General features: G+C 61.2%; 8 protein-coding genes. 7 read left to right on the plus strand and 1 reads right to left on the minus strand.

Translation table 11 applies throughout. From position 1 onward, the window contains the following. Window positions 1-414: 414 nt before the first annotated feature. The 4 genes from ACE04F_RS18085 to ACE04F_RS18100 all read left to right on the plus strand — a co-directional run bounded on the left by ACE04F_RS18085 (window position 415) and on the right by ACE04F_RS18100 (window position 7,216). Complete coding sequence (locus tag ACE04F_RS18085) at window positions 415-2,208, plus strand: DUF1302 domain-containing protein (protein ID WP_486108799.1); 1,794 nt, start codon at window positions 415-417, stop codon at window positions 2,206-2,208. 22 nt (window positions 2,209-2,230) lie between these two features. After that, entirely contained in the window at window positions 2,231-3,598 is a 1,368-nt protein-coding gene (locus ACE04F_RS18090) for a DUF1329 domain-containing protein (RefSeq protein ID WP_486108801.1), read from the plus strand. A 202-nt stretch (window positions 3,599-3,800) separates the two neighbouring features. Then, window positions 3,801-6,353, plus strand: coding sequence for a helix-turn-helix transcriptional regulator (locus ACE04F_RS18095; RefSeq protein ID WP_486108803.1), 2,553 nt, complete (start codon window positions 3,801-3,803; stop codon window positions 6,351-6,353). 164 nt (window positions 6,354-6,517) lie between these two features. Then, window positions 6,518-7,216: a hypothetical protein gene (locus ACE04F_RS18100; protein WP_486108805.1), complete on the plus strand. Its 699-nt coding sequence runs from the start codon at window positions 6,518-6,520 to the stop codon at window positions 7,214-7,216. On the opposite strand, the gene ACE04F_RS18105 is transcribed toward ACE04F_RS18100, so the two are convergent. Next, window positions 7,181-8,002: an IclR family transcriptional regulator gene (locus tag ACE04F_RS18105; protein WP_486108807.1), complete on the minus strand. Its 822-nt coding sequence runs from the start codon at window positions 8,000-8,002 to the stop codon at window positions 7,181-7,183. The two genes, ACE04F_RS18100 and ACE04F_RS18105, sit on opposite strands and share 36 nt — an antisense overlap. Window positions 8,003-8,162: 160 nt before the next feature. Between ACE04F_RS18105 and hmgA the strand changes: the two genes are divergently transcribed. The 3 genes from hmgA to maiA are packed head-to-tail and all read left to right on the plus strand — an operon-like array spanning window position 8,163 to window position 11,420. Beyond that, window positions 8,163-9,467, plus strand: coding sequence for a homogentisate 1,2-dioxygenase (hmgA, locus tag ACE04F_RS18110; RefSeq protein ID WP_486108809.1), 1,305 nt, complete (start codon window positions 8,163-8,165; stop codon window positions 9,465-9,467). 3 nt (window positions 9,468-9,470) lie between these two features. Beyond that, a complete protein-coding gene (gene fahA, locus ACE04F_RS18115) occupies window positions 9,471-10,775 on the plus strand; it encodes a fumarylacetoacetase (protein WP_486108810.1) in 1,305 nt (434 codons plus the stop codon). Between the two features lie 9 nt (window positions 10,776-10,784). Next, on the plus strand, window positions 10,785-11,420 hold the full coding sequence (maiA, locus tag ACE04F_RS18120) for a maleylacetoacetate isomerase (RefSeq protein ID WP_486108812.1): 636 nt from the start codon (window positions 10,785-10,787) through the stop codon (window positions 11,418-11,420). Window positions 11,421-11,476 lie beyond the last annotated feature (56 nt).

Raw genomic sequence — 11,476 nt, forward strand, 5'->3', positions numbered from 1 at the left:
GCCCTAAACGTGACGTTGTAAAGGAGCTACAAATCAACGTCAGTAGACACGGGGAGGCTGGATTGATGCGCAATCCATCCGAATGACGGTGCGCCAGGCGCGAGGGACGCCGTGGCGGCTTGCGCGTGCAGGTCCCGTTGTCCTGCAGGCCTGGCCAGCATAGGGATCGCAGGCTTGGGGAAACAGCCCGGATCCGGACATGCACTGTTGCAGTGCATGCAACAGTGCAAAAGCAGCGATCAACATGCATCGCATTGATAACCGCTCATCCAGACCATCCATGCACCACGCCAGGCCCCGTCCGGCAGGGCCTGTCATCCTTTGGAGGTACATGGCGAATACCCCCTTGGTGCGCTTATCGCCCATGACGTGCGGCAGTAGGGTGGAGGCTCTGTCACTCACCGGGGAAGACGCATGACAACAATAACAATGCGCGCCATCTTCAAGCCGCAGGCGCTGGCCGTCGCGGTGGCCTTGGGTTGCTGTGCCCAAGCGCAGGCCGTTTCATTCAACATCGGCGAAATCGAGGGGCAGTTCGACTCCTCGCTGTCGGTCGGCGCGAGCTGGGGCATGCGCGATGCCGACAGGGACCTGGTCGGCACCGTCAATGGCGGTACGGGCCAGTCTTCCACCGGTGACGATGGCCGATTGAATTTCCGCAAAGGCGAGACCTTCTCGAAAATCTTCAAGGGCTTGCACGACCTCGAACTCAAGTACGGCGACACCGGCGTGTTTGTCCGTGGCAAGTATTGGTACGACTTCGAACTCAAGGATGAAAACCGCGAGTTCAAGGACATCAGCGACAGCAATCGCAAGGAAGGCGCCAAGTCTTCAGGGGCGCAGATCCTCGATGCCTTCGTCTATCACAATTATTCCATTGCCAACCTGCCGGGCACGGTGCGTGCCGGCAAGCAGGTGGTCAGTTGGGGCGAAAGTACTTTCATCGGCAACTCCATCAATAGCATCAACCCGGTGGACGTGTCCGCGTTCCGTCGCCCTGGTGCGGAGATCAAGGAAGGCCTGATCCCGGTCAACATGCTGTTCGCCTCCCAGGGCTTGACCGACAAGCTGACCGTCGAAGGTTTCTACCAACTGGAGTGGGACCAGACGGTAGTGGACAACTGCGGCACTTTTTTCGGTAACGATGTGGTCGCCGACGGTTGCACTGACGGCTATACCGTAGGCAGCCCGGCGATCGCACCGTTCGTGCCGTTGACCAACGCATTCGGCCAGGGCATCCAGGTGACCAGCGAAGGCGTGGTCATTCCCCGTGGCGGTGACCGCGATGCGCGGGACTCCGGCCAGTGGGGCACGGCGTTGCGCTGGCTTGGCGATGACACCGAGTACGGCCTGTACTTCATGAATTACCATAGCCGCACGCCGACTGTCGGCACCACTACGGCGGGGCTCTCCACGCTGGCTGCGTTGCCACGGATGGTCGCGACTGCAAACGCGATCGCCCCCGGCAGCGGCGCCGGCCTGGCGCAAAGCGTGATGCTGGGGCGCGGTGGGTATTACCTCGAATACCCTGAAGACATCCGCCTGTATGGCGCCAGCTTCTCCACCACGTTGCCGACTGGCACGGCGTGGACCGGCGAAATCAGCTATCGCCCCAATGCACCGGTACAGCTCAGTACCAACGACTTGACCCTGGCCTTGGTGAACCCGATCACCGGCGGCGCCGCATCACCGATCGCCACTGCGCCGGGCGCGGACAACACCGGGTACCGCCGCAAGGAAGTGACCCAGGTCCAGAGCACCCTGACGCACTTTTTCGATCAGGTGCTGGGCGCCGATCGCCTGACCGTGGTCGGTGAAGCTGCGGTGGTGCATGTCGGCGGTCTCGAATCGAAGGACGAACTGCGTTATGGCCGCGATTCGGTCTACGGCCAGTACGGCTTCAATGGCGATACCGATGGTTTTGTCACCTCGACCTCCTGGGGTTATCGCGCCCGGGCGATTCTCGACTATTCCAACGTCATCGGCGGGGTGAACTTCAAGCCCAACCTGTCCTGGTCCCATGACGTGGCCGGCTACGGGCCTAACGGTTTGTTCAACGAAGGTGCCAAGGCGGTCAGCGTGGGTGTCGATGCCGATTACCGCAACACTTACACCGCCAGCCTGAGCTACACCGATTTCTTCGGCGGCGATTACAACGTTCTCGAAGACCGCGACTTCCTCGCGCTGAGCTTCGGCGTGAACTTCTGATCTGGCTGACAAGGAAAACCCAATGCGCAAGATGATCCTGCAATGCGGTGCCCTGGCCCTGAGCCTGCTGGCTGCGAACGTGATGGCGGCGGTGTCGCCGGAGGAAGCGAACAAACTGGGCACCAGCCTGACTCCGCTGGGGGCAGAAAAGGCCGGCAACGCCGATGGCTCGATCCCGGCCTGGACCGGCGGCATCCCGAAGAATGCCGGGGCCGTGGACAGCAAAGGCTTCCTGGCCGACCCGTTCGCCAGTGAAAAACCGCTGTTCACCATCACCGCCGCGACCGTGGACAAGTACAAGGACAAGCTGTCCGAAGGCCAGGTCGCGATGTTCAAGCGCTACCCGGAAACCTACCGGATCCCGGTCTACCCGACCCACCGCAGCGTTGGCCTGCCGCCGGAGGTCTATGAGGCGGCCAAACGTAGCGCGCTCAACGTGAACGCCATCAACGACGGCAACGGCCTGGCCAACTTCACCGGCAACCGCTACTACGCGTTCCCGATTCCCAAGACCGGCGTGGAGGTGCTGTGGAACCACATCACTCGCTACCACGGCGGCAACCTGCGGCGCGTCATCACCCAGGCGACACCGCAGACCAACGGCAGCTTCACGCCGATCCGCTTCGAAGAAGAAATCGCCGTGCCGTTCCTGATCAAGGACGCCGATCCGGAAAAAGCCAGCAACGTACTGACCTATTTCAAGCAGGAGGTGACGGCCCCGGCGCGCCTGGCCGGTAACGTGTTGCTGGTGCATGAAACGCTCGACCAGGTGAAGGAGCCCCGCCTGGCGTGGATCTACAATGCCGGCCAGCGCCGCGTGCGGCGCGCCCCACAAGTGGCCTATGACGGCCCGGGTACCGCTGCCGACGGGCTGCGTACCTCGGATAACTTCGACCTGTTTTCCGGCGCCCCGGACCGCTACGACTGGAAGCTGGTCGGCAAGAAGGAAATGTACATCCCGTACAACAGTTACAAACTCGATTCGCCAAGCCTCAAATACGATGACGTGATCAAGGCTGGGCACATCAACCAGGACCTGACGCGCTACGAGCTGCACCGGGTCTGGGAAGTGGTGGGTACGGTCAAGCCCAGCGAGCGGCACATCTACGCCAAGCGCCACATGTACATCGATGAGGACAGCTGGCAAGCGGCACTGGTTGACCACTATGACGGGCGCGGTCAGTTGTGGCGCGTGGCCGAAGGGCATGCGCAGTTCTACTACGACCATCAGAATCCGGGCTACACACTCGAAGCGCTCTACGACATCATCGCTGGCCGCTACATTGCCCTGGGGATGAAAAACGAAGAGAAGCACGCCTACGTCTATGGGTTCGAGGCGCGGGCAGCCGACTACACGCCGGCAGCGTTGCGGTCGAGCGGGGTTCGCTAGATCGTCTTGGCAAAACACCCGTCTTGCTCCCGCCGGGTCGCGAAGCGGCCCCAAAGCCCTCCAGACCCTGAGCAAACCAATGACCGACAGCTGAGCTGCCGGTCATTTTTTTATGAACACCAATCAGCGCGCTGAATACTTCTCCTAAGGTGCTCGACACAGGTCTAGGGTGATGGAACAACAATAAAAGGGACCTTGCACAATGACCGCCATGACCCCGTGTCCGGACCGTCCTGGGCTGCTGCCACGCCTGTCTTCGACGCATGTGCCACGCCGGTCCTTGCGCGAGTCCTTGCTGGCTTCCGAGGCGCGGGTAAAGCTGCTTTGCGCACCGGCGGGCAGCGGCAAGAGTGCGTTGTTCGCTGAATGTTTCCTGCAAGCGCCCCCGGGCTGCAGGTTGCATTGGCTGCCGCTGGGGGGCGCGGCGATGGAGGTCGCGCAGTTCTGTGAATGCCTGGCCCAGGCCCTCGGATTGCCAGTGGTCGATGAGGCGAGCCTGCTGGCTCACCTGGCGCGTTTGCAAACCCCGACCTGGTTGTTTCTGGATGATTATTGCCGAGTGCCCAATCCTGCACTCGACCAACTGCTCGATCGCTTGCTGAACACCAGCAGTCCGGCGCTGTGCCTGTGGCTCAATGGCCGGCGCCGTCCGCACTGCAATTGGCCGCGTTTATTGCTTGACGACGAGCTGCACGAGTTCGACGCGCAAGCCCTGGTTTTCACCCCCGAGGATGTTCAGCAGTTGCTCGGCCATTTGCCTGGTCCACTGGCAATACGCACCGCCCGCGAGGTGGTTCAGCGCAGTGGTGGCTGGTGTGCCGGGGTGCGCTTCGCCTTGCTCGAACGTTGCGAGTGGGCGCGAAGCAACGCCGGGTCGGGGCGTGCCGCGACCTTGCCCGACTATCTCGAATATGAGCTGTTCGGCGCATTGTCCCCGGAGCTGGCGCACGCCTGGCGTGTGCTGGCGCATTTGCCGCGCTTCAATGCCCGGCTTTGCGAACATCTGTTCGGCGATACGGTGGGGGCCGAATGCCTTCCCTTTTTGCTGGACCTGGGATGCTTTATCGAACCGTGGGCGCAGTCTTCGGAGTGGATGCAGATTTTCCCCCCGCTGGCCCGGCTGGTGCGTGATGAACCCTGGCCCCAGGCGCGCTCCTGGCACCGACGGGCTTGCCAATGGTTCGCCGCCGAACAGGACTGGCCGATGGCATTCGAACAAGCCATGCAGGCGGAGGAGTTCGAGGCCGCCGTCAGTTTCCTCCAGCATCTGAATTTCGAGCATGTCTTGCAGGGCAACAATGTCCAGCTGTTATTGAGCCTGCATGATCGGCAGGATGAGGCGTTGTCCCTCGGTACAGCGCAATCGGTAGGGCTGGTTACCGCAGCCTTGCTGTGCGCCGGACGTTTCGCCGAGGCCGAGCGGTGCATCGAGCAGCTGGGCAGGTTTGCACCACAGCCGTTGGCCTGCCGGCAGCGAGAACTGATTGCGCGGTGGCAGGTCCTGCGTGCCTGGTTGCTGCACCTGGACGGGGAAGGCGAACCGGCGCGCGAGCATTTCCGCCAGGCCGAGGCCAGCCTGGAACCGCACGCCTGGGCCCTGAAGGTGCTGTGCCTGATCGGCCAGACGCAGCAGGCGTTGCTCAATGGTGAGCTGGCATCCGCGCAATGGATCAATCGCCAGGCGCTGTGCCTGGCCCGGTCTCATGATTCGTTGGTGTTCGAAGGATTGCTGGAGCTGGATCACGCCCAGGTGCTTGAGCAACGCGGCGCACCCCATCGGGCTGATCATTTACTTAGCGCCGTCCAGGAGCTGCTCGACAAGCCAGGCCAGGATTTTTCCGCATTGCTGGGGCGTATCGCCCTGCGGCGTGGACGCCTTGCGTTACGCATGGGGTTTGACGAGCAGGCGGCTGAACACTTTCAAGCCGGCCTGGAGGCGGGCCTGCGCAGCCAGGACAAACAAGTACTTTACGGCTTCCTCGGCAAGGCTTGTCTGGCGGCCAACCGGGCTGACTATGGCGAAGCCTTCATGCAGTTGCGCGACGCCGAGCGGATCATGCAGCAGCGACACATCCCCGACACGGTCTATCGCGGCGTGCTGCTGCAAACCAGCTGTCAGTTCTGGTTGCAGCAGGGGCGCCCGGAACTCGCCCTTGAAGTCTTGACCCGCGTCTTGCGGCATTTCCACGGGCCGCAGGCCAAGCAGGCGCCGCCAGCGACCCTGGAGCTGATTCCACGCCTTGAATATCTGCTGGTACTGGCCGAGGTCCACCTGCATCGAGCGCACGAGCCGCAGGCTCGCCTGCAGGCGATGATCGCCCAGGCACGACAGCGCGAAATGCACGCATTGGAGACGGAGTTACAGTTGGCGCTGGCCGAGGTCATCTGGTTGTCCAGCGATCGTTCAGGGCTAGGACTGATCGTCCCGGAGGTGCTCAAGCAGGTTGCCTGTTGGCGGGCGCAGCAAGCTTTCAGCGAATTGCGTCTGCGCCAGCCTGAACTGGTGCGCTGGATGCACTTGCAGGACCAGGAAGAACAACCTGTGGTCGCCGCAGAAGAAACGTTACTCAGCCATCGAGAACTGGAAGTTTTGGAACTCATTGCCCAAGGCCACTCCAACCAGCAGATTGCCGAACGGCTATTCATCTCGTTACACACGGTAAAAACCCATGCGCGGCGAATACATAGCAAGTTGGGCGTGCAGCGACGGACACAAGCGGTAGCCAAAGCAAAGAACTTGGGTGTTATGAACTAAGGGCGTTATTGTTTCTTACACACTGGGAACGAGCTTGGTAAGATTCTTGATGTATAACGGGCTGCCTGAGTGAACTCAGGCAAGCTTGTTTTATGGTTGCCGAAGTAATGGTGACTGAGTCGATAACTCGAACATGAAGTTCGAGATCTACAGGAAAGGGATTTATGAATACTCGTTTTTTTTCTTCTTATTCAGAGTGGCTGAACACACTGAAGCAAACGCGTACGGACTTTGCCGTGCGATTTCTGTTGGAGCAACATCTGGATCCGCTGGGGATTAATCCTGACTCGGCCTACGTGAACACGTTGGATGACGTTCTGACGGGTGAGGTTGGCACGTCTGTGTCGTTGTTCGATGAAGCGCTGGCATGTGTCGAGCAAAAAAGATTACCCGATTACAACGGCAGTATGAGCGGTACTTACACCCGGCAATTTTCCTCCGCCAAGGAAGATCGGCTGAAAAAAATGGACATCATGACGTTTGAGAAAGTCGTGATCAACATGGTCATGGAGTTGACCGGCAAGGCTCCAATGAATCTGACCCGGCGCGTCTTCAAAGACCTGACATTGGAGGATGTGAAGTCGGCGTTGAAGGGCCATTTGCGTGATATCGATTTAGACAGCAGCTATATAACCGGATTTGTTGATCATCAAGGCGAGCTCATGGCGCTGTCGTCCGAGCCGTTGCCTGTGTATCTGTTGCAACGTTTCAAGGAGAATGAAATCCCGTACTTCCGCAAGGGCCTTCAACCGCTCGTCTATACAGTTGCTTATAGCGGCGCCAAAGAGCATGTTCATCCGCAACTGGATGCGGTTGATGTGAACTACCTATTGGTCAAGCTTGTTCCTGACTTCCTGGCCTGAACCTTCATTCTCACCATAGCCCATCCGCCAACTCACGGCCCGGGTCGCAGCCAACAGGCGCTGCGCCGCCGGGCCGTTTTCGTCAGCGTGGAACAGCGAGGTCGGACCGACGATGGTCATGACTGCCGCCACCTGGCCCATGGCGTTGAACACCGGGGCGGACAAGGCATCGATGCCGGGCATCAGCAAGCCATGTACATGGTGCAGGCCGCGACTGCGGATCTGCCCCTGCAGGGCGGCATATACATTATCGTCGGCCAAGGCGTGGTCGCTGGTGTCGCGCACCTCCTGTTCGCGCAGCTCAACGGTTTCGCGCTCTGGCAAGTAGGCACTGAAGACCAACCCAGTGGAGGAACTGAGCAGCGGCAGCACCGAGCCCAACTGCGTCACCACGGTCACGGCCCGCACGGCAGGTTCGATACGCACCACGGTCGCGCCGTGATTGCCCCAAACCGCGAGAAAACACGTTTCGTTCAGATCGTCGCGCAATTCGGCCAAGGGCAGGGCGGCTACCTGCAGCACATCCATGCCATTGAGCGCCGCCAGGCCCACGCGCAAGGCTTCGCGGCCCAGGCCGTAGTGGTTGGTAGCGGTGTTCTGTTCGGCGAAGCCGCTGGCGATCAGGGCTTGCAGGTAGCGATGGACCTTGCTGGCTGGCATCTGCACCCGGTCGGCCAAGCGTGACAACGAAGTGGAAGGGGACAATTCGGCCAAAGCCTTGAGGATGTCGGTGCCGACCTCAGCGGAGCGGACTTTCTGTTTACCGTTGCTGGGTGGGTTTTCCATGGAGGTTCTGGTCCGCAGGCGAATGGGCGTCTTTATAGCTTGACGGTGGCTGGCGAGCAAATTACGTTATGCGTAATTGAATTACGATAAAAATAACCCGGTGCGCCCAAGCCGTTACCAACGCGACGGGACGCACCCAGTCCTGTATTCAGGAGGCTCCATGAACCTCGACTCTACGGCGTCGGACCTGGCTTACCAGTCTGGCTTCGGTAACGAATTCGCCAGCGAAGCGCTGCCCGGCGCATTGCCCGTTGGCCAGAACTCTCCGCAAAAAGCCCCGTACGGCCTGTACGCCGAACTGTTTTCCGGCACCGCCTTCACCATGGCCCGCAGCGAAGCGCGGCGAACCTGGATGTACCGCATCCGCCCTTCGGCCAACCACCCGGCCTTCGCCAGGTTAGAACGGCAATTGGCCGGAGGCCCGCTGGGCGAGGTGACGCCCAATCGCCTGCGTTGGAGCCCGCTGCAGATTCCCGCCGAGCCCACCGACCTGATCGACGGGCTGGTGCGCATGGCGGCCAATGCCGGTGCGGACAAGCCGGCCGGCATCAGCGTCTATCACTACTGCGCCAACCGCTCCATGGAGCGGGTGTTCTTTAATGCCGACGGTGAATGGCTGATCGTGCCGCAACTGGGGCGGCTGCGCATCGCCACTGAGTTGGGTGTGCTGGAAGTGGCTCCGCTGGAAATCGCCGTGCTGCCTCGGGGGCTGAAATTTCGCGTCGAATTGCTCGACTCACAAGCCCGCGGCTACATCGCCGAGAACCATGGAGCGCCGTTGCGCCTGCCGGACCTCGGGCCGATCGGCAGCAATGGCCTGGCCAATCCGCGAGACTTCCTGGCTCCCGTAGCCCATTACGAAAACCTCCTGCAACCGACCACGCTGGTACAGAAGTTCCTCGGTGAGCTGTGGGCTTGCGAGCTGGATCATTCGCCGTTCGACGTGGTGGCCTGGCACGGCAACAATGTGCCGTACAAATACGACTTGCGCCGTTTCAACACGATCGGCACGGTTAGCTTCGACCATCCAGACCCTTCGATTTTTACCGTGCTGACATCGCCCACCAGCGTCCATGGCCTGGCGAATCTCGATTTCGTGATTTTCCCGCCGCGCTGGATGGTGGCGGAAAACACCTTCCGTCCGCCGTGGTTCCATCGCAACCTGATGAATGAATTCATGGGCCTGATCCAGGGCGCCTACGATGCCAAGGCCGAGGGCTTCCTGCCGGGCGGCGCGTCGCTGCACAGCTGCATGAGCGCCCACGGCCCGGATGGCGAGACCTGCACCAAGGCGATCAATGCCGAGCTCAAGCCAACAAAAATCGACAACACCATGGCCTTCATGTTCGAGACCAGCCAAGTGCTGCGTCCCAGCCGTTTCGCCCTGGACTGCGCACAATTGCAAACTGACTACGACGCCTGCTGGGCCTCGCTGCCGGTCACTTTCGACCCGACCCGGAGATAATTCATGACTCAAGTTTCCCCCACCCGTAGCTGGGTCGACTCCGCCAACGGCCATGCCGACTTCCCCTTGCAAAACCTGCCGCTGGGCATCTTCAGTCCGGCCGGCGAAACCCCGCGCAGCGGCGTCGCCATCGGTGATCGGATTTTCGACCTGCAGGAAGCATTGCGAGCTGGCCTGTTCGATGGTGCTGCGCGCGAAGCCATCCTGGCCATGCGGGACGGCCAGTTGAATGGGTTCTTCGACCTTGGCCGCGGCGCCCGGGTAGCCGTGCGTGAGCAGTTGTTGGAACTGCTGCGCGAGGGCAGTCCCCGGCGGGACGAGGTCCAGGCTCTGGGTGAAAAGCTGTTGCCGCTGGCAGCGAACTGCCAGATGCATCTGCCGGCGAAAATCAATGATTACACCGATTTTTACGTCGGCATCGAGCACGCGCAGAATGTCGGCAAGCTGTTCCGTCCGGACAACCCGCTGCTGCCGAATTACAAATACGTTCCCATCGGCTATCACGGACGGGCCTCGACGGTCCGACCGTCCGGCACTGATGTACGCCGCCCGAAGGGCCAGACTCTGCCGGCTGGGCAGGCCGAGCCGACGTTCGGCCCCTGTGCGCGACTGGATTATGAGCTGGAGCTGGGTATCTGGATCGGCCGGGGTAATGCCCTGGGCGAGCCCATTGCCATCGGCGATGCGGCCGAGCATATCGGCGGTTTTTGCCTGCTCAACGATTGGTCGGCCCGGGATATCCAGGCCTGGGAGTACCAGCCGCTGGGACCGTTCCTGTCGAAAAGCTTCCTGACCAGCGTTTCGCCATGGGTCGTGACGGCCGAGGCTCTTGAGCCGTTCCGTCGCCCGCAGCCGGCGCGCCCGGAAGGCGACCCCCAGCCGTTGCCATACCTGCTGGACGAGCGTGACCAGGCTGGCGGAGCCTTTGATATCGAGCTGGAAGTCCTGCTGCTGACCGAAGCCATGCGCGAGCAGAACCTGCCGGCTCATAGAATGACGCTGAGCAACACGCAATACATGTATTGGACGGTGGCGCAGATGGTTGCGCACCACAGCGTCAACGGCTGTCAGTTGCAAGCGGGTGATCTGTTTGGCTCGGGTACGCTGTCGGGGCCGCAAAGCGGTCAGTTCGGCAGCTTGCTGGAAATCACCGAGGGCGGCAAAAAGCCGATCGAACTACCGTCCGGGGAAGTCCGAAAATTCCTGGAGGACGGCGATGAAATCATCCTGCGTGCCCGTTGCAGTCGCGAAGGTGTCGCCTCCATCGGTTTCGGCGAATGCCGTGGCAAGATCCTGCCGGCGCATTGAGGGGGCAGCATGGAGCTTTATACCTACTACCGGTCCACGTCGTCTTATCGGGTACGCATTGCGCTGGCGCTCAAAGGGTTGGATTACCGGGCCCTGCCGGTCAACCTGATCGCGCCGTCCGGGGGCGAACATCGCCAGCCGGCTTACCTGGGGATCAATCCCCAGGGGCGGGTACCCGCGCTGCGTACCGATCAGGGCGCTTTGCTGGTTCAGTCTCCGGCGATCATCGAGTACCTGGAGGAACGTTATCCACAGGTACCGTTGCTCAGCCGTGACCCCGTGCTTCGCGCACATGAGCGTGGTGTGGCCGCGCTGATCGGCTGCGACATCCATCCACTGCACAACGTCAGCGTGCTCAACCAGCTCAGGCAATGGGGCCACGACGAAACGCAGGTGACGGAGTGGATCGGGCACTGGATCAGCCAAGGGCTGGCCGCAGTGGAGCAGTTGATTGGCGAAGACGGCTATTGTTTTGGCACGGCGCCAGGCTTGGCGGACGTTTACCTGATTCCGCAGTTGTATGCGGCCGAGCGGTTTAATGTGTCGTTGCAAGCGTATCCGCGAATCCGCCGGGTGGCGGCGTTGGCGGCAGGGCATGCGGCGTTCCAGCAAGCGCATCCGGCGAGTCAGCCTGATACTCCCTGAGCCCCTCTGTGGGAGCGAGCCTGCTCGCAAAAGCGGTGGCTCAGACACTCTGATGG

The sequence above is a fragment of the Pseudomonas sp. AGC41 genome (genome assembly GCF_057334555.1).